We start from the raw sequence: 18,080 nt of genomic DNA on the forward strand, positions 1-18,080 counted from the left end.
GGAGCACGGCCGAGCGGGCCCCAGGGCCGAGGCGCGCGGCGCGGCACCGTACCGTGGTCGGTGTGTACCGGTTCCTGCTGACGCCCCGCTGGTGGGGGATCAACGTCTTCGTGCTGCTGGCCATCCCGTTCTGCGTCTTCATGGGGTCGTGGCAGCTCGGGCGCTTCGAGGACCGGGTGCAGGACCACCGCACCGCGGACCGGGCCGCCTCGGCCGCCCGGACGGACCCCGCGAGGCCGCTGGCGGACATGCTGCCGGTCACCACGCGGACCTCCGGCAAGCAGACCGTGGCCACCGGCCGGTACGGCAGGCAGCTCCTCGTCCCCGGCCGCGAACTGGACGGCCGGCGCGGGTTCTACGTGCTGACGCTGCTGCGGGTCGACGGGGGCAGGGCGCTGCCCGTGGTCCGGGGCTGGCTGCCCGGTGACGCCGACCCGGCGAAGGCGCCGGCCGCTCCCGGCGGCGAGGTCACCGTCACGGGCGCGTTGCAGGCCTCGGAGAGTCCCGGGGCGAACGGCGTGAGCGGCGCGGGGGGCCTCCCCGCGGGCCAGACCGCCGCGATCAGCGCCGCCTCCCTGGTGAACCTCGTGCCCTACACCCCCTACGACGCGTGGATCACGCTCGCCCGGGCCGATGCCGGGATGAAGGCGGTGCCGCCGGCCGCCCCGCAGAACACCGGGCTCGACCTGAAGGCGTTCCAGAACCTCGGCTACACCGGCGAGTGGTTCGTCTTCGCGGGCTTCGTCGTCTTCATGTGGTTCCGGCTGCTGCGCCGCGAGGTGGAGTTCGCGCGGGACGCCGCGCTGGGACTGCCTGCGGAGTCCGGCGCCGGGGCCGGCACCGTGTCCGGTGCCGCGGGCGTTTCGGAGGCCGCCGGCGCCCCGGACCCGGGCGACCGCGACGACCGGGGTGAGGCCGGCCGCGAGGACGCGGAGCCCGGCACCGGGGCGGCCCCCTCCCCCACCGCCTGACGCCGGGCCCGAATCAACCGGGCCCCCTGCCGGGCCCGGCCCCTCTCCACGTGACCGCCTGGTGCGCGAGGACGCAGGAACGCGGGAACGCGAAAGCGCGGGAACGCGGGTGCGCGGGGCACCCGCCGGCCCGGCCGAGGCATCGGCCGCCCCGGCGAGCACGGCGGCCGGCCCCCGGCGCCGGCGTCCCCCCGACCCGGCGCCCTGCGGGGGCGGTCCACCGAGCACTCCCCCGGCCGACGGCCGCCGTTCGCCCGCCTGCTGCCGCGCGGGGTGGTCGGACGGCCGTCCGGACACACCGCGGCGGTCAGGCGGTCAGGCAGCCGGCAGGAGCCCGGTGCGGTAGACCGTGCCCGCGCAGGCGCCCGCCACCGTGACCGAGGCGGTCGCGCCGCCGGTCGCCGCCGTGCTGGACACCAGGACGCTGCCGTCCTGCACCCCGTCCTCGGTGAGCAGTTGAGCCGTGGGGCTGCCGCCCTCTCCCGCGGTGGTGCCGCCGGCGTCGGTGGCCCCTTCCGTGGGGGTCGGGTCCGGCGAGGGCTGCACCGTCGGGCACGTCTGCGAGGGCACCCAGGCGAACTTCACCACGTACGATCCGCCCGGCTGGAGCACCAGGGAGGTGGGCTCCGCCGAGGGGTCCGGCAGCCCGGTGGCCGCGTCGCCCGCGACATGGTTCGCCACGCCGATCCTGGCCGGGTCCGCCGCACCCTGCGCCGCCGCGGTGACGGTGCCGGCGCCCGTGACCGTGCACGGCACGGTGGAGATGTTCGAGACGGAGAACGAGCCGTAGACCACGCCGGTGGCGTCCGGGCCCGCGACGGCGCCGGAGGCCCCGCCGAGCTGGTCGATCGTGCATGCCGACGCGCTCGGGGCGGACGCCGAGGGGGCGGTCCCGCCCGCGGTGGCGCCGCCGCCCGTGCCCTTGCCGCGGTCCGGCTTGGGCGTGTGCCCGCCGGTGCCCTTGTCCTTGGTGCCGCCGGCCGAACCGCCGGCGCGCTTGTCGCCGTCGTCCGACCCTTTGCCCTCGCTCGCGCCGCCCTGGGCGGCGGAGCTGTTGGCCGCGATGGACGGGTCCGCGTTCGATCCCGTCGACTGCGAGACGTGCACGAACGCCGGGATCGCCGTGCCGACGAACAGCGCGGCGGCGGCCATGCCGACCACGGCCTGGCGCTTGCGGGCCCGCCGGGCGGGCACGGCCCGGCGCAGGTGCGCCAGGGTGCCGTCGGTGGGCTCGATCGTCTCGACGGCGTCGTGCAGCAGCCGGCGCAGGGCCAGCTCGTCCGGGCCGAACCCCTCGGCTGCCGGCCCGCCCTGTTCCGGGGAGTCGTTCTGTTCGCCCGGCGTCCGGGTGCCGTGCCGTTCCTCGGGGCCGTCGTTCACAGTTTCGTTCCCAGCGTGCGTGTGCCTGTCCTCGGGTTCCGGGTGCTCCGGGCGACCGGGACGCCGTCGGTCGTCGGACGTGCTCATGCCGAGGCCTCCATGGCGACGCGGAGCGCGGCGATGCCCCGCGAACCGTACGCCTTCACCGAGCCCAGCGAGATGCCGAGTGTCTCGGCGACCTGGGCCTCGGTCATGTCCGCGAAGTAGCGCAGGACGAGGACCTCGCGCTGGCGGCGCTGGAGCCCCTTCATCGCCTTGATGAGCGCGTCCCGCTCCAACTGGTCGTAGGCGCCCTCCTCGGCGCTCGCCATGTCGGGCATCGGCTTCGACAGGAGCTTGAGGCCGAGGATGCGCCGGCGCAGGGCCGAGCGCGACAGGTTCACGACCGTCTGCCTCAGGTAGGCGAGCGTCTTCTCCGGGTCGCGCACGCGCTTGCGCGCCGAGTGCACCCGGATGAACGCCTCCTGGACGACGTCCTCGCAGGAGGCCGTGTCGTCCAGCAGGAGGGCCGCCAGGCCGAGGAGCGAGCGGTAGTGCGCCCGGTAGGTCTCGGTGAGGTGGTCGACGGTCGTGCCCGCCGCCGCGGTGTCCTCGGCGCCGTCACGCTGGTTCGGGATGCGGGTCGGCCGCGTCGCGGGCATGGGCGCGATCACCGGCATGCCGCCGGGCGCGCCGGGGCTGCGGAGTCGGCGGGGTGGACGCAGGGCGGCGCCCCTCGTCTGGACCGCGGTGAATTCGAGTACCTCTGCCACGCCAGTTGGACACGCGTCCCCCCGGGAGGGTTGTACGCGACGGGCGTCACATTCGCGCCGGAGGCCGCACACGTCGGCCCGGCGCCTTCCGCGACGGCCTGCGGACCGCCCGCCGTGGCGCCGTACGGCGTGCGCGACGATGCCCCGGATGCCCTCATGCGTACCAGCTCTCCCCCTGTGCCGCGTGTGCCTGCCGCCCCGCCGCCTCCGAAGGGCGACCGCAAAGACGCTCCCCGCCCTCCGCGCGGTTGCGGTGGACGGGGAGAAGAATCATCGATCGCCGGACCGGGCCGGTTCAAGCGGTCCGGACCATTAACTTGATCACTGGACCACCACGGATCCTACAAAGATCTCCCCCGAACGCCACCGGGATTTCGGCGGGCGGCCGTCCGGAGCGCAGAAGCTGCGGAACGCCCGCGGTGGCGCAGGACCCCGGCTCGGGGCGTGTTCGCGACCCGCCCTACGCCCCGGCGATCTCCGCCGCCACCAGCTCCGCGATCTGAGCGGTGTTCAGGGCCGCACCCTTGCGCAGGTTGTCGCCGCACACGAACAGTTCGAGGGCGGTGGAATCGTCCAGGGCCCGGCGGACCCGGCCGACCCACGTCGGGTCGGTGCCCACCACGTCCGCGGGCGTCGGGAACTCGCCGGCGGCGGGGTCGTCGAAGAGCACGACCCCGGGGGCGGTCGCGAGGATCTCGCGCGCCTTGCCGACGGTGACCTCGCCCTCGAAGCGGGCGTGCACGGTCAGCGAGTGCGTGGTGACGACGGGGACCCGCACGCACGTCACGGCGACCTTCAGCCGGGGAAGCCCGAGGATCTTGCGGGTCTCGTTGCGGACCTTCATCTCCTCCGACGACCAGCCGTCCTCGGCGAGCGACCCGGCCCACGGCACCACGTTCAGCGCGACGGGTTCCGGGAAGGGCCCCGTGTCGTCGCCCACGGCCCGGCGCACGTCGCCGGGGCCGGAGCCGAGTTCGGTGCCCGCGACGAGGGAGATCTGCCGGCGCAGCGTCTCGACACCGGCGCGGCCGGCGCCGCTGACCGCCTGGTACGAGGAGACGACCAGCTCGTCCAGGCCGAACTCGGCGTGCAGGGCGCCGAGCGCCACGATCATCGAGAGGGTGGTGCAGTTGGGGTTGGCGACGATCCCGCGCGGGCGCACGCGCGCGGCATGCGGATTCACCTCGGGAACGACGAGGGGCACCTCCGGGTCCATCCGGAAGGCGCCCGAGTTGTCGACGACGACCGCGCCCTTCGCGGCGGCGATGGGCGCCCACCGGGCGGCCACCTCGTCGGGCACGTCGAACATGGCGACGTCGACCCCGTCGAAGGAGTCCTCCGACAGGGCCGCCACCTCGACCTCCTCGCCGCGTACGGCCAGCTTGCGGCCGGCCGAGCGCGGCGAGGCGATCAGACGGATCTCGCCCCAGATGTCCGCGTGCTGGGACAGGATCTGGAGCATGACCGAGCCGACCGCTCCGGTCGCCCCCACGACCGCGAGCGTCGGTCGCCCGGTCATCGCCCGGTGCCTCCGTAGACGACGGCCTCGTCGCTGTCGGAGTCGAGTCCGAAGGCGCTGTGCACCGCGCGGACGGCCTCGTTGACGTCGTCGGCGCGGGTGACCACCGAGATGCGGATCTCGGAGGTCGAGATCAGCTCGATGTTGACGCCGGCGTCGGTGAGGGCCTCGAAGAAGCCCGCGGTGACGCCCGGGTTCGTCTTCATGCCGGCGCCGACCAGGGAGATCTTGCCGATCTGGTCGTCGTAGCGCAGCGACTCGAAGCCGATCACGGCCTTCGCCTTCTCCAGCGCGTCGATGGCCTTGCGGCCCTCGGTCTTGGGGAGGGTGAAGGAGATGTCCGTCAGGCCCGTGGTCGCCGCCGACACGTTCTGCACGATCATGTCGATGTTGATCTCGGCGTCGGCGACGGCGCGGAAGATCGCGGCGGCCTCGCCCGGCTTGTCCGGGACGCCGACGACCGTGACCTTGGCCTCCGAGGTGTCGTGAGCGACACCGGAGATGATGGCCTGCTCCACCTTCTGGTCCCCTTGCTTGTTCGGTTCGCTGCTGACCCACGTGCCCTGGAGCCCGCTGAAGGACGAGCGGACGTGGATCGGGATGTTGTAGCGGCGGGCGTACTCCACACAGCGGTGGAGCAGCACCTTGGAGCCGGAGGCGGCGAGCTCCAGCATGTCCTCGAAGGCGATCCGGTCGATCTTCTTCGCCTTCTTCACCACGCGCGGGTCGGCGGTGAACACGCCGTCCACGTCGGTGTAGATCTCGCAGACCTCGGCGTCGAGCGCCGCGGCCAGCGCGACGGCCGTGGTGTCGGACCCGCCACGGCCCAGCGTGGTGATGTCCTTCTTGTCATGCGAGACACCCTGGAAGCCGGCGACGATGGCGATGTTGCCCTCGTCCAGCGCCGTCCGGATACGGCCGGGGGTGACGTCGATGATCCGCGCTTTGTTGTGGACCGAGTCGGTGATGACGCCTGCCTGGCTGCCGGTGAAGCTCTGGGCGCTGTGGCCCAGGTTCTTGATCGCCATCGCCAGCAGGGCCATGGAGATCCGCTCTCCGGCGGTCAGCAGCATGTCGAACTCTCGTCCGCTGGGCATCGGAGATACCTGCTCGGCGAGATCGATCAGCTCGTCCGTCGTGTCGCCCATCGCGGAAACGACGACGACCACCTGGTGGCCGTTCTTCTTCGCTTCCACGATTCTCTTGGCGACGCGCTTGATGCCCTCGGCATCGGCTACGGAGGAGCCTCCGTACTTCTGCACGACAAGGCCCACGTGCGCTCCTCGCTCATCCGTCTCTATACCGCACAATGCGGTCGGCTCAGTCTAACGAGCGGCCGGATTTCCCTTCCGAGGTCTCGCATCGTGAGATGTCCCGCTCACGAGGTGATCACTCGGGATGTCAGGTCAGCAAGAGGCGTCCGGCCGCTCCGAGACGGCACCTGCCCGCCCTTCACGCCGCCCACTCGGAAAGTGCCCGGTGTCACATCCGGCGCCCCGCCGCCCGCCCCGGGCGGGCCCGGAACGGGCCCTCCCGCGGCACGGCGAGGGCGCGCGGTCGCGCGGCACGGGGTGCGGGCGCCGGGAACGGAGTACGGGCGCGGGGCGGCGCCCCGCGGTCCGGGGTGCGCCCGGCGGCCCGCGGACAGGCGGCCTACTTGACCGTGCGCAGGCCGAGCGGGCCGGCGATCTCCTGTGCCATGACCCGGCCGGCCTCCTCGGCGAGGAGTTCCTCGCCGAGGTCCTGGTCGGTGTCGAGGCCGTTCAGGTCGTCGAGCGGCTGGTTCAGGCGGATGTGCGCCACCAGCGACTGAAGGGCGCGCAGGGCGGCCGAGGCGGTGGAGCCCCAGTTCGAGAAGTAGGAGAACTGCCACCACCACAGGGCTTCGGTGGTCCGCCCGGCCCGGTAGTGGGCCATGCCGTGGCGCAGGTCGGTGATGACGTCGGCGAGGTCGTCGGAGATCCGGCAGGCGACCGGGGCCTTGCGCGGCTCGTAGGGGTCGAAGACCTCGGAGTAGACGTCGATCGGTTCGAGCATCACGGCGAGCCGCTCGCGCAGCTCGTCGACGTCCGCCTCGGGGCCCAGATCCGGCTCGTAGCGCTCGTCGGGGACGATGTCCTCGTGGGCGCCGAGGCGGCCGCCCGCCAGCAGCAGCTGGGACACCTCCAGGAGGAGGAAGGGGATGGCCGAGTCCGGCTCGTCGCCCTTGGCGACCTCGGCGACGGCGACCAGGAAGCTCTCCACCTGGTCGGCGATCTGGACCGAGAAGTCGTCGGGATCGGGGCTCGTCGCGTGCAGCGTGGCGTCAGACATCTAGGAGTCGTCTCCCCTCGAAGGCACGGCCGAGCGTGACCTCGTCCGCGTATTCCAGGTCGCCGCCCACCGGGAGGCCGCTGGCCAGGCGGGTGACCTTGAGGCCCATGGGCTTGATCATGCGGGCGAGGTACGTGGCCGTGGCCTCGCCCTCCAGGTTCGGGTCGGTCGCGAGGATCAGTTCCGTGACCGTGCCGTCGGCGAGCCGGGCCAGAAGCTCCCTGATCCGCAGGTCGTCCGGGCCGACGCCCTCGATCGGGCTGATCGCCCCGCCGAGCACGTGGTACCTGCCGCGGAACTCACGCGTCCGCTCGATCGCCACGACGTCCTTCGGCTCCTCCACCACGCAGATCACCGTGAGGTCGCGGCGCGGGTCGCGGCAGATGCCGCACAGCTCCTCCTGCGCGACGTTGCCGCAGGTGGCGCAGAAACGGACCTTCGCCTTGACCTCCATGAGGCACTGCGCCAGCCGGCGGACGTCGGCCGGCTCCGCCTGGAGCACGTGGAAGGCGATCCGCTGCGCGCTCTTGGGACCGACGCCGGGGAGCCGCCCCAGCTCGTCGATGAGGTCCTGGACCACGCCTTCGTACAACGGACTGCCTTTCCGAGTGCTCCGGTACCGCCTGGTTCCGTCCTGCCGTCTTGTCCTGCTGCGTACGGTAGTCGGCCGCCGCCGGTCTCAGAAGGGCAGACCGGGGATACCGCTGCCGCCGCCGAGGCCCTGGGTGAGCGGGCCGAGCTTCTGCTGCTGGAGCGCCTGGGCGTTCTCGTTCGCCGCCTGCACGGCCGCGACGACGAGGTCGGCCAGCGTCTCGGTGTCCTCCGGGTCGACCGCCTTCGGGTCGATGACCAGGCCGCGGAGCTCCCCGGAACCCGTCACGGTCGCACGGACCAGACCGCCTCCCGCCTGACCCTCGACCTCCGTGCGCGCCAGTTCCTCCTGGGCGTTCGCGAGGTCCTGCTGCATCTTCTGGGCCTGCTGCAGCAACTGCTGCATGTTGGGCTGGCCACCACCGGGAATCACGATCAGCTCCTGGTCTCGAGTACGGCTGCACGGACCGCATTTGCTGTCCAGCACGAGCCTACGTGGTCGACCCGCCCGCCGCCCAAGCACTCTTTCGAGTGAGAGCGTCTCGGCGCCTATACCTGACCAAGACCCACGTCCGGGCGGAAAAGCCCTGAAACCCGGCCCATGGCCACCCATTGAGCGGTAGGAAGGGCGCGGCGCTTTCGTACCACGCGTCACACGGCGTCACGTACGGTCATCGTCCCGGACCGGCGCCGGGCGCGCTCCTGCCGGTGCCGTCGTCCGCCGGCGTCCGCCGCCTGCGGGTGCCGTGCGCCGACGCCCGCCGCACCCGTCGTCACGGATGTCCCGCACATCCCGGTCGGCCGTCCGTTGTCGTCACCGTCGTCAGTGAGGGAGTGCCGGGTGAGTCAGCCGGAGAGGCAGCCCGAGGGCCCGCCCCGGGAGGGGCGGAACGAGGGGGCGGGGCTGCGGCCCGGTGACCTGGCCGGCCGGCCCTTCCCGCTCGGCGACTGGGGGGAGCCCGCCGAGCGGCTCCACGAGCTGTACCGCTGGGTGGAGCAGGGGGCGCTGGACACCGCCTCCTGGTATCTCGGCGACCGCACGGGCAAGCGCCGGGGCGCGCGGCTGCTGCGGTGCGGTGCCGCGGCCGGGGCCGTCGGTGGGGCGGGGCTGCCGCTGCTCGACCTGACCGGGTCGGCGCCGGGCGTCGCTCCCTGGGGCTATCTCGCGCTGCTGCTCGCGGTCGCCTGTGTCGCCGTCGACCGGTTCTTCGGGGTGACCTCCGGGTGGATGCGGGACGTGGCCACCGCGCAGGCCGTGCAGCGGCGCCTCCAGGTGCTCCAGTTCGACTGGGCCTCGGAGAGCGTGCGGGAGGTCCTCGGGCCCGCCGACGGGACCGCGGGCGAGGCGGCGGAGCGGTGCCTCGCGGTCCTGCGCAGGTTCTCCGAGGACGTCACGGAGCTGGTGCGCACCGAGACGGCGGACTGGATGGTGGAGTTCCGCACCGATCCCGCGCCCCTCGGCATCCAGGCGACGACGGCCGGCCCGCCCCGGGTGGACGGGGCCCACCTCAACGGCCGCGTCCCGCTGCCCCCGGGCACCCGCCCGAACATGCCCCGCCAGCGCCCGCCCGAGCCCCGCTGACGCCTGCCCGGGTGCGGGCGCGCGAGCCGGGAGGCGGACGCGGCCTCCTCCGGGGACCCGGAACGCGGTGGCCCGGACGGCCTCCGTCGCGCTGCCGGGCACGGCCCCTCCGCACGAGCACCTCCACGGCACGTCCGGTCGGCCGCCGGCCGGGCCCGGCCGGTGCGGCGGGCCAGTGCGGCGGGCCGGTGCGGCAGGCCAGTGCGGCGGGCCGGTGCGGGCCAGGTGGCCCGCCGGGCCCCGCCGCGGACTCCCGGCGCGCGCGGACCGGGCCGCCCGCCCGAACGGACGCCGCCCGCGGGCCGCCCGCGGCGGCGGTCAGCCGCTCCTGGCGTAGGTGAGCGACTCGCCGGAGGCCGTGTTCAGCCGGCGCAGGCGGCCGTCCGGCAGGACGGTGATCTCGGAGGCGGCACCCGGCGAGCACGCCGACCGCGGTTCGCCCGAGGTGACCTGGGACGGGCCGATCTCCAGCGGGCCGCCGGCCGCCGGGGCGCGCGTGAGGGGCGCCTGGAAGACGCAGTGGTAGGTGCCGCTGCCGGCCGGGCCGTCCGCGGTGAGCGTGAGCACGCGGTCACCGGCCTCGCCCTGCCGGATGGTCAGCCGGCGGGTGTTGTGACCGGTGGCGTTGTCGATGCGGGCGTCCCAGGTGCCGAGGAAGGCGTCGGGGACGGTGCCGTCGGCGGCGGCCGCCGCGCTCGGCGAGCCGGAGGCGGCGGAGGGCGCGGGCGAGCCGCCCCCGTCCGGTGAGGCGGGCCCCGCGGAGGCGGCCGGTGACGCCTTGCCGTCGTCGGTGCCGCCGCTGCCGCCGCCCTGCATCAGGGCGTACACGCTGCCGCCCGCACCGAGCGCGACGACGACGGCCACGACGACGAGGAACGCGGTGGACCGGCCGCTGCGCGCTGCGGGCTCCCGCGCACCGGCCGCGGGGGCGTACGGGAAGGGCGGGCCGGGGGCGTAGGGGGTGGTGGAGCCGGGGGGCGGTGTCGCGCCGAACGGTCCGGCGGCGGGCGGGCCGCCCCAGCCGCCCCGCGGACCGCCGTACGCGGGATGCGCCGGGTCCTGGCCGGTGGGCTGCGGGTGCTGCTGCGGACCGCCGTACGCGGCGGGCGGACCGGCCGGACCGGACGCCGTCCCCGCTCCCGCCACGAGCGTGGGAGGGCGGTCGGCCGGCCCGGCGCCGGAACCGGGCGCGGCCGTCCCGTCCTCGGGCGGGGCGGGGGCGTGTTCGGGGGAGGCGCCGGAGGGCGCGTCGGCGGCGGACCCCGGGGGCGCCGACGGGCGCGCCGGTCGGGCGCCGGGCGCGACCGGCGCGGCGGACGGCGACGGGTCCGCGGCCGGGAGACCGGGCCCGGGAGGCCGGACCGGGCCGGGCGGGCCGGCGGGCGCCGGGCGCTCGTCCGGGTCCTCGGCGTCCAGCAGCCGCACGGCGTGCCGGCCGAGCTGGGCGACGAGCGCGGCGGGCAGCCAGGGGTCGCGGGTGCGTCCGCCGGCGACGGTGTCCTGCGCGCCGGTGCGCGCGAGGATCTCGTCGAGGCCGGGACGGGCGGCGGGGTCCTTGCGCAGGCAGGCGCGCACGAGGTCGGCCAGGCTCTCGGGCACCCCGGTCAGGTCGGGGTCCTCCTGGACGATGCGGAACATCATCGCGTGCGCCCCGCTGCCGGACGCCCCGAACGGCAGGGCCCCGGTGGCGGCGTAGGACAGGACCGAGCCGAGGCAGAACACGTCGCAGGCGGCGGTGACCCGGTCGCCGCGCACCTGCTCGGGGGCCATGAAACCGGGCGAGCCGACGAGCGCTCCGGTGCGGGTGAGGCCGCCGTCGGTGACCGTCTCCAGGGCGCGGGCGATACCGAAGTCGATGACCCGGGGACCGTCGATGGTGACGAGGACGTTCGAGGGCTTGAGGTCGCGGTGGATCAGCCCGGCGGCGTGGATGTCCTTCAGCGCGTTCGCGAGCCCGGCGGCGAGGATGCGCACCGACCGCTCGGGCAGCGCGCCGTGGTCGTGGCCGACGACGGTCTCCAGCGAGGGGCCGGCGACGTAGCCGGTGGCCACCCACGGGATCACGGCCTCGGTGTCCGCGTCGAGGACGGGCGCGGTCCAGTGCCCGCCCACGCGCCGCGCGGCCTGCACCTCCTGGCGGAAGCGGGCCCGGAACTCCTCCTGCTCGGCGAGTTCGGCGCGCACGAGCTTGACGGCGACGGTGCGGCCCCGGTCGGACCGGGCGAGATACACCTGTCCCATGCCGCCGGCGCCGAGCCGCGCCAGCAGCCGGTACGCGCCGATCTGCCGCGGGTCCCCCGCCCCCAGTTTCTCCATGGCAGCGCCCACCCTCCCCCGTGTGTGTGCAACAGCCCGAGGATAGTGCGGCCCCGCGTGCCGCCGGGCCGTCACGGCGGCACCGCGGCGTCACGGATCGTGCCGGTCCGGTGACGGCGGGCCCGTGCCGGGCCGACCCCCGGCCGCCCCGCCGCCCGGCGCCCTCCCACCGCTCCGCGGGCACGATCCGGGCCGCCGGCGCGGCCCGTCCCCCGGGAGCGGCCGCGAGGCCCGACAGACTGTCGCGGAAAGGCCGCGTCCACAGACAGGACGCCGATACCGCGTCCGCCGCGCGGACACCTACGCTGCGCGCATGACCCCTCAGCCCAACCCCCAGGCCGGCGCCGCAGTGAAGGCCGCGGACCGCGCGCACGTGTTCCACTCCTGGTCAGCGCAGGAGCTCATCGACCCGCTCGCCGTCGCAGGCGCCGAGGGGTCGTACTTCTGGGACTACGACGGAAAGCGGTATCTGGACTTCACCAGCGGGCTCGTCTTCACCAACATCGGCTACCAGCACCCGAAGGTCGTCGCCGCGATCCAGGAGCAGGCCGCGACCCTGTCGACGTTCGCGCCCGCCTTCGCCGTCGAGGCCCGCTCCGAGGCGGCCCGGCTGATCGCCGAGCGCACCCCCGGCGACCTGGACAAGATCTTCTTCACCAACGGCGGCGCGGAGGCCGTCGAGAACGCCACGCGGATGGCCCGGCTGCACACCGGTCGCCCGAAGGTGCTCTCCGCCTACCGCTCGTACCACGGCGCCACCTCCACCGCGATCAACCTCACCGGCGACCCCCGGCGCTGGCCCAACGACAGCGGCGCGGCCGGCGTCGTCCGCTTCTGGGCGCCGTTCCTGTACCGCAGCCCCTTCCACTCCGACAGCGAGCGGCAGGAGTGCGACCGCGCCCTCCAGCACCTGGAGGACACGATCGCCTTCGAGGGGCCGGGCACCATAGCCGCCCTGATCCTGGAGACGATCCCGGGCACCGCGGGCATCATGACGCCGCCGGCCGGCTACCTCGCCGGCGTGCGCGAGATCTGCGACCGGTACGGCATCGTCTTCGTCCTGGACGAGGTCATGGCCGGGTTCGGGCGCACCGGCAGGTGGTTCGCCGCCGAGCACTTCGACGTGACGCCCGACCTGATGACCTTCGCCAAGGGCGTGAACTCCGGCTACGTCCCGCTGGGCGGCGTGGCGATCTCCGGGGAGATCGCCGAGACCTTCGCCCGGCGGCCCTACCCGGGCGGGCTCACCTACTCCGGGCACCCGCTGGCCTGCGCCGCCGCCGTCGCGACGATCAACGTGATGGAGGAGGAGGGCATCGTCGGCCAGGCCGCGTCCATCGGCGAGACGGTCATCGGACCGGGGCTGCGCGAGCTGGCCGAGCGGCACCCGAGCGTCGGCGAGGTGCGCGGCACGGGCGTCTTCTGGGCGCTGGAACTGGTGAAGGACCGGGAGACCCGGGAGCCGCTGGTGCCCTACAACGCGGCCGGCGAGGCGAACGCGCCGATGGCCGCCTTCGGCGCTGCGGCCAAGGCCCGCGGCCTGTGGCCCTTCGTGAACATGAACCGCACGCACGTCGTGCCGCCCTGCAACATCACCGAGGCCGAGGCGAAGGAGGGGCTGGCCGCGCTGGACGAGGCGCTGTCGGCCGCCGACGAGCACACGGTCCGGTAGGGCGCGGTGCGAAGGTCCCTCGTGCCGTGCGGCGCCCTGCACACACGCTCGCCGCACCGGGCGAGAGCCCCGGTACATCCCGTACGAGGGCTTCCGTCCGGCCCGCCGAGAGCACGCGGCCGACGCCGCGCGGCCCGCCCTCCGGGCGAACGGGAGGGACCGTCGCACCACGCCCCGGTGCCCCGACCGGCCGGACGCGGGGGTCCCGCGCGCCCGTCGGCCTGGTCCGCGGGCGGCGGGGTGGCGGGCCCCCGGCACCCCCGCCGTGCGCCGCGCCGCCCGCGGACCGGCCCTCCGGGCCCCAGCGCGTATGGTGGCCTGCTCAGAGGGACGTGCGACGGGGAGTGAGACCACCACCATGGCCGGCACCGGCCGCGCGGGCGGCGTGACCCGCAGCACCCTGCGCCAGCAGATCGCGGACGCGCTCCGCGACGAGGTGCTGGGGGGCCGCCTCCAGCCCGGCCAGGAGTTCACGGTCAAGGAGATCGCCGAGCAGTACGGGGTCTCGGCCACCCCGGTCCGCGAGGCCCTGGTCGACCTGTCGGCCCAGGGGCTGCTGGACGCCGACCAGCACCGCGGTTTCCGGGTGCACGAGTACTCCGCCGCCGACTACCGCGGCATGATCGAGGCGCGCGGCCTGGTCACGGAGGGCATGTTCCAGGCCCTCGCGGCGAACGGCATGCGCCAGGCGGACGACCCCCGCGCGCTCGCCGCCCTGGGGGCGGTCCGGCGGCGCGGCGAGGAGGCCCGGCGGGCCGCCGGCGCCGGCGACCTGAACATCCTCATCGGCTACGACCTGCGCTTCTGGCGGGAACTCAGCGTCCTGTACGGCAATCCCTACCTCGGCGACTTCCTGCACCGGCTGCGGGTGCAGTCCTGGGTCTGCACGGTCCAGCACCTGCGCCGCGTCACCGATCTCAAGGGCCACCTGTGGTCGGGCCACACCGACCTCGTCGACGCCCTGGCCCGCCGCGACCCCGCCACCGCGCGGGCCATCGTGGCGGCGTACAACGCGCACGCGCTCGCCCTGATCGAGCACCTCGACGCGGAATGAACCCACCGGTGCGCCGGGTACCCACTTGCGTACGGCCCCCTTCACAGGACCGCCCCGCGCATTACGCTGCCCTGACCACCGTGCATCCATGGAGCAAGAGGAGCCGTCTGTTGGCCTGTGACCTGTGGTTGGTCCCGCTCGTCGACGTGCTGTGCCACACCCCCGACAACCCCTTCGCCGAGGAACTCGCGCTCTACGACAAGGTGCTCGCCGAGGCACGGCTCCCGCCCGTCCCGGTGTACGCGTACATGCCCGGCCTCTCCGGTGACGTGGCCCCGGTCGCGGGGTTCGACTACGACGCCCTGCACTTCCTGCGCCGCGCCTACCTCCTCCAGATGTGCGGTCTCGCCGTGACACCGGTCGACGAACTGGGCGGCGACTACGAGCAGTTGCTGGAGATGTTCGAGACGAACGCCCAGCAGTCCCACCTGGTCTGGCACTACGACCACGCGGGCGCCTACGTCCCCGTGGACTTCCCGCATCCGCTGGCGAACGACGAACTCCTCGCGGGCGGCGGCCCGCTGGGCTCCTCGCACGCCCTGCTGCGCGAACTCGAGTTCGTGGCCGCCGCGATCGGCATCGACCCGGCCAACCCGCCGGCCCCGCCGCAGCCCCCGAGCGCCCCCACGGAGCTGGAGGAGCCGGCCGCGCCCGCCCCCTACGACGCGAGCCCCTTCGCCCGCGAACGCCACGTCTGGCTGGGCCTGCACGCGGCGGCGACCCGCAGCCTCGCCCAGGGCTCCATGATCATCTTCAGCTGAGCCGGACCCGCCCCGCCGCCGGCACCCGCCGGGGAGGAGGCGGGTGCCGGCGGCGGTGGGGCCGGGGCGTCACTGCCCGCGCAGAGCGTGGTCCCCCGTGGGCGCCCGGGGAACCAGGAACACCCCATCTCCCGGTCAAGCCCCGGTCAGGTCGGTCCCGCCCGGCCCCCCGGAGCGGTGACACGGCGGCGCCCCCGGCCGGGAGTCCGGCCGAGGGCGCCGATCGCGCGCGGTCCCCTACTGGAGGAACGAGTTGATCTCGATCGTCTCGTCGCGGCCCGGGCCCACGCCGATCGCGGAGATCGGGGCGCCGGACATCTCCTCCAGCGCCTTCACGTAGGCCTGGGCGTTCTTCGGCAGGTCCGCGAAGGTCTTCGCCTGGGTGATGTCCTCGGACCAGCCGGGAAGGGTCTCGTAGATCGGCTTCGCGTGGTGGAAGTCCGTCTGCGAGTAAGGGAGTTCCTCGACGCGCCGGCCGTCGATCTCGTACGCCACGCAGACCGGGATCTCCTCCCAGCCGGTCAGGACGTCCAGCTTGGTGAGGAAGAAGTCGGTCAGGCCGTTCACGCGGGTCGCGTAGCGGGCGATGACCGCGTCGAACCAGCCGCACCGCCGGTCGCGGCCGGTGGTCACACCGCGCTCGCCGCCGATGCGGCGCAGGGCCTCGCCGTCCTCGTCGAACAGCTCGGTCGGGAACGGCCCCGAGCCGACCCGCGTGGTGTACGCCTTGAGGATGCCGATGACCCGGCTGATCTTGGTGGGGCCGACCCCCGCACCCGTGCAGGCACCGCCCGCGGTCGGGTTCGACGACGTCACGAACGGATACGTGCCGTGGTCGATGTCCAGCAGCGTGCCCTGGCCGCCCTCGAAGAGGACGACCTTGTCCTGCTCCAGCGCCTGGTTCAGGACCAGCACGGTGTCCGCGACGTACGGCTTCAGCCGGTCCGCGTACCCCAGCAGCTCCCCGACGACCTGCTCCACCTCGATGGCGCGCCGGTTGTACAGCTTGGTGAGCAGCTGGTTCTTGACCTCCAGCGCCGCCTCGACCTTCTGGGTGAGGATCGACTCGTCGTAGAGGTCCTGCACGCGGATGCCCACACGGTTGATCTTGTCCGCGTAGGTCGGGCCGATCCCGCGCCCGGTCGTGCCGATCTTCCGCTTCCCGAGGAAGCGTTCCGTCACCTTGTCCACGGTGACGTTGTACGGCGTGATGATGTGAGCGTTTCCGCTGATCAGGAGCTTGGAGGTGTCGACACCGCGCTCGTTCAGTCCGTTCAGCTCGGAGAACAGGACCGAGGGGTCGACGACGACTCCGTTGCCGATCACCGGAGTGCACTCGGGTGAGAGGATTCCGGAAGGGAGGAGGTGGAGGGCGTACTTCTGATCGCCCACGACCACCGTGTGGCCGGCGTTGTTGCCGCCCTGGTAGCGCACCACGTAGTCCACGGATCCACCGAGCAGGTCGGTGGCCTTTCCCTTGCCTTCGTCACCCCACTGAGCACCGAGCAGCACAAGTGCGGGCACAGGCGTACACCCCTTCCGGGCGGGGCATGTCCAAGGTCGGGGCGTACGCGGCTGCTTCTGGGCACAGCCGAGTGCACCGGCGACCACCTTTGGCCGCGACCGTCCGACCGGATGCCCCGGAATAGACGAAGCCCCTGGCGCAATAGCGCAAGGGGCTCTTGCACAAAGATGCTACCCGAGGAAGCGAGGCAGGACCGAGGTGGCGGCTTCCGACCGGCTTCTGGTGGTCATCGACCCGGTCGCCCGACGGACGGACGGCGAGTCCGTGCGCATCGCGAAGGACGTGCTCAGCGCGGGTGCGGCCACCAAGGTGTGCCTTCCGGAGGGGCCGGAGGAATTCGCCCGGGCGCTGATCCGCCGGGGCGCGCGGCGCCCCGTCGTGGTGGGGGACGACGGCGCCCTGCTGCGGGCGGTGGGGCTGCTGCACCGGCAGCGGGAGCTGGCCGGATGCGGATTGTCCCTCGTGCCCGTGGGCGGTGCCCTGGCGCTGTCCCGCGCCCTCGGCGTGCCGGCGGGCGCGGTCGCGGCGGCCCGGACCGTCCTCGACGGCGCCGAACGCCGCCTGGACCTGCTGGTGGACGACAGCGACGGTGTGGTGCTGGGCGCGCTGCGCATCCCGTCCGCGGCGGCCCGGCCGGCCGCCGCGCCGGCCCCGGTGCCGGCCGGGGCTCCCGGCGAGCCGGAGGCGCATCCCTGGCTGCGGACCTGCCAGTCGCTGGTGCGCACCCTGGCCTCCCGGCCGGCCCGGCCGGCTCCGGACCCGGTGCGCGGGCCGTCGCGGCTGCGGATCGAGGTCGACGGGGTGTGCGTGGTGGACCTGGACCAGCCGGTGGAGGACGTGTCGGTGACCCCGGGGGCGGCGGGCACCGGTGCCGAGATAGAGGTCCGCCCGGTGTCGGTGGGGGCCGCGGCGGCCCCGCTCCGGCTGACCGGGCACCGGCTCACGGTCTCCGGCGCGGACTTCCGCTACCGGGCCGACTCGGTGGTGAGCGGCCCGGTGCGGACGCGGACGTGGACGGTGCGGGAGTCGGCATGGGGGCTGACGCTGCCCGCGGCGCGGTGAGGCGGAGCACGGCGTCAGCCGCCGAGCAATCCGCGGCGTCAGCCGCCGAACAACCGCTCCCGGTGGGCGCGCCAGCGGTCCATCATCGCGGCGATCTCGCCGTCGACGAACTCGAAGAACGCGAGGGTCTCGGTGAGACGGCGGCCCGCCGGGGTGGCGGAGCCGAGGCCGTCCACACCGGCGCGCAGCGCCTGCTCCCAGCGCTTGAGCACGGCGTCGCGCCTGGTCAGCGCCTCGTACCACTGGTTGCTGTGCACCCGGTACCGCTCGCGCCGTGACCCCGGTTCCCGCTCGCGGGCGACCATGTGCTGCTGGGCGAGATAGCGCACCGCCCCGGAGACGGCGGCCGGGCTGACCCGCAGCTGCTCGCCGAGTTCGGCGGAGGTCAGCGCGCCCTCGTCGGAGGCCAGCAGTGCGGCGAAGACCCGTGCGGGCATCCGCTGCATCCCCGCCTCGACCAGCTGCGCCGCGAATCCCTCGACGAACCGCGAGACCGCCTCGGGATCACGCTCCCACCCGGTCGGCTCCGCCATCGGTCGATCATCTCCCCTGCTCGGACACCGCGGTCGAGTGTATCCGGGA

16 protein-coding genes are annotated in these 18,080 nt (G+C 74.2%); 6 read left to right on the forward strand and 10 right to left on the reverse strand.

Annotation, left to right across the window (positions count from 1 at the left end; all coding sequences use genetic code 11):
• Nucleotides 1-62: 62 nt before the first annotated feature.
• Nucleotides 63-971: an SURF1 family protein gene (locus ACGFS9_RS25555; RefSeq protein WP_393256483.1), complete on the forward strand. Its 909-nt coding sequence runs from the start codon at nt 63-65 to the stop codon at nt 969-971.
• A 315-nt stretch (nt 972-1,286) separates the two neighbouring features.
• Here the strand turns inward: ACGFS9_RS25555 and ACGFS9_RS25560 are convergent, their stop codons facing one another.
• The 7 genes from ACGFS9_RS25560 to ACGFS9_RS25590 form a co-directional block, all read right to left on the reverse strand.
• Entirely contained in the window at nt 1,287-2,351 is a 1,065-nt protein-coding gene (locus tag ACGFS9_RS25560) for a hypothetical protein (RefSeq protein WP_393256485.1), read from the reverse strand.
• A gap of 83 nt (nt 2,352-2,434) precedes the next feature.
• Nucleotides 2,435-3,103, reverse strand: a complete 669-nt coding sequence (locus ACGFS9_RS25565) for a SigE family RNA polymerase sigma factor (RefSeq protein WP_393256486.1) — start codon at nt 3,101-3,103, stop codon at nt 2,435-2,437.
• A gap of 460 nt (nt 3,104-3,563) precedes the next feature.
• Nucleotides 3,564-4,622, reverse strand: coding sequence for an aspartate-semialdehyde dehydrogenase (locus ACGFS9_RS25570; RefSeq protein ID WP_393256487.1), 1,059 nt, complete (start codon nt 4,620-4,622; stop codon nt 3,564-3,566).
• Nucleotides 4,619-5,896 (reverse strand): aspartate kinase, encoded by a 1,278-nt coding sequence (locus tag ACGFS9_RS25575; protein WP_393256488.1) that lies wholly within the window; start codon nt 5,894-5,896, stop codon nt 4,619-4,621. The genes ACGFS9_RS25570 and ACGFS9_RS25575 overlap by 4 nt, the downstream gene beginning before the upstream one ends.
• Before the next feature lie 379 nt (nt 5,897-6,275).
• Nucleotides 6,276-6,935, reverse strand: a complete 660-nt coding sequence (locus tag ACGFS9_RS25580; RefSeq protein ID WP_393256489.1) for a DUF5063 domain-containing protein — start codon at nt 6,933-6,935, stop codon at nt 6,276-6,278.
• On the reverse strand, nt 6,928-7,527 hold the full coding sequence (recR, locus tag ACGFS9_RS25585; RefSeq protein WP_393256491.1) for a recombination mediator RecR: 600 nt from the start codon (nt 7,525-7,527) through the stop codon (nt 6,928-6,930). The genes ACGFS9_RS25580 and recR overlap by 8 nt, the downstream gene beginning before the upstream one ends.
• Before the next feature lie 87 nt (nt 7,528-7,614).
• On the reverse strand, nt 7,615-7,959 hold the full coding sequence (locus tag ACGFS9_RS25590; protein ID WP_081218502.1) for a YbaB/EbfC family nucleoid-associated protein: 345 nt from the start codon (nt 7,957-7,959) through the stop codon (nt 7,615-7,617).
• A 408-nt stretch (nt 7,960-8,367) separates the two neighbouring features.
• On the opposite strand from ACGFS9_RS25590, the gene ACGFS9_RS25595 reads away from it, so the two are divergent.
• A complete protein-coding gene (locus ACGFS9_RS25595; protein ID WP_393256492.1) occupies nt 8,368-9,108 on the forward strand; it encodes an SLATT domain-containing protein in 741 nt (246 codons plus the stop codon).
• Nucleotides 9,109-9,426: 318 nt separating this feature from the next.
• Here ACGFS9_RS25595 and ACGFS9_RS25600 read toward each other — a convergent pair whose 3' ends face one another.
• Entirely contained in the window at nt 9,427-11,424 is a 1,998-nt protein-coding gene (locus tag ACGFS9_RS25600) for a protein kinase (RefSeq protein ID WP_393256493.1), read from the reverse strand.
• A 313-nt stretch (nt 11,425-11,737) separates the two neighbouring features.
• On the opposite strand from ACGFS9_RS25600, the gene ACGFS9_RS25605 reads away from it, so the two are divergent.
• The 3 genes from ACGFS9_RS25605 to ACGFS9_RS25615 all read left to right on the forward strand — a co-directional run bounded on the left by ACGFS9_RS25605 (nt 11,738) and on the right by ACGFS9_RS25615 (nt 14,911).
• Complete coding sequence (locus ACGFS9_RS25605) at nt 11,738-13,096, forward strand: aspartate aminotransferase family protein (protein ID WP_393256494.1); 1,359 nt, start codon at nt 11,738-11,740, stop codon at nt 13,094-13,096.
• 358 nt (nt 13,097-13,454) lie between these two features.
• Nucleotides 13,455-14,150, forward strand: a complete 696-nt coding sequence (locus tag ACGFS9_RS25610) for a GntR family transcriptional regulator (RefSeq protein WP_393256495.1) — start codon at nt 13,455-13,457, stop codon at nt 14,148-14,150.
• 110 nt (nt 14,151-14,260) lie between these two features.
• Nucleotides 14,261-14,911 (forward strand): hypothetical protein, encoded by a 651-nt coding sequence (locus tag ACGFS9_RS25615; RefSeq protein ID WP_393256496.1) that lies wholly within the window; start codon nt 14,261-14,263, stop codon nt 14,909-14,911.
• A 237-nt stretch (nt 14,912-15,148) separates the two neighbouring features.
• Here ACGFS9_RS25615 and ACGFS9_RS25620 read toward each other — a convergent pair whose 3' ends face one another.
• Nucleotides 15,149-16,435: an adenylosuccinate synthase gene (locus tag ACGFS9_RS25620; RefSeq protein ID WP_393256497.1), complete on the reverse strand. Its 1,287-nt coding sequence runs from the start codon at nt 16,433-16,435 to the stop codon at nt 15,149-15,151.
• A 199-nt stretch (nt 16,436-16,634) separates the two neighbouring features.
• On the opposite strand from ACGFS9_RS25620, the gene ACGFS9_RS25625 reads away from it, so the two are divergent.
• Nucleotides 16,635-17,498 (forward strand): diacylglycerol kinase family protein, encoded by an 864-nt coding sequence (locus tag ACGFS9_RS25625; protein WP_393256498.1) that lies wholly within the window; start codon nt 16,635-16,637, stop codon nt 17,496-17,498.
• 38 nt (nt 17,499-17,536) lie between these two features.
• Here the strand turns inward: ACGFS9_RS25625 and ACGFS9_RS25630 are convergent, their stop codons facing one another.
• Nucleotides 17,537-18,031 (reverse strand): GbsR/MarR family transcriptional regulator, encoded by a 495-nt coding sequence (locus ACGFS9_RS25630; protein ID WP_393256500.1) that lies wholly within the window; start codon nt 18,029-18,031, stop codon nt 17,537-17,539.
• Nucleotides 18,032-18,080: the final 49 nt, after the last annotated feature.

This window comes from Streptomyces sp. NPDC048566, from assembly GCF_043199735.1.
Lineage (GTDB): Bacteria > Actinomycetota > Actinomycetes > Streptomycetales > Streptomycetaceae > Streptomyces.

Bases quoted from the DNA above. Each gene is read 5' to 3' on its own strand.
- ACGFS9_RS25610 (WP_393256495.1), top strand. From the start codon at position 13,455: ATGGCCGGCACCGGCCGCGCGGGCGGCGTGACCCGCAGCACCCTGCGC.
- ACGFS9_RS25580 (WP_393256489.1), bottom strand. From the start codon at position 6,935: ATGTCTGACGCCACGCTGCACGCGACGAGCCCCGATCCCGACGACTTC.
- ACGFS9_RS25600 (WP_393256493.1), bottom strand. From the start codon at position 11,424: ATGGAGAAACTGGGGGCGGGGGACCCGCGGCAGATCGGCGCGTACCGG.
- ACGFS9_RS25570 (WP_393256487.1), bottom strand. From the start codon at position 4,622: ATGACCGGGCGACCGACGCTCGCGGTCGTGGGGGCGACCGGAGCGGTC.
- ACGFS9_RS25630 (WP_393256500.1), bottom strand. From the start codon at position 18,031: ATGGCGGAGCCGACCGGGTGGGAGCGTGATCCCGAGGCGGTCTCGCGG.
- ACGFS9_RS25605 (WP_393256494.1), top strand. From the start codon at position 11,738: ATGACCCCTCAGCCCAACCCCCAGGCCGGCGCCGCAGTGAAGGCCGCG.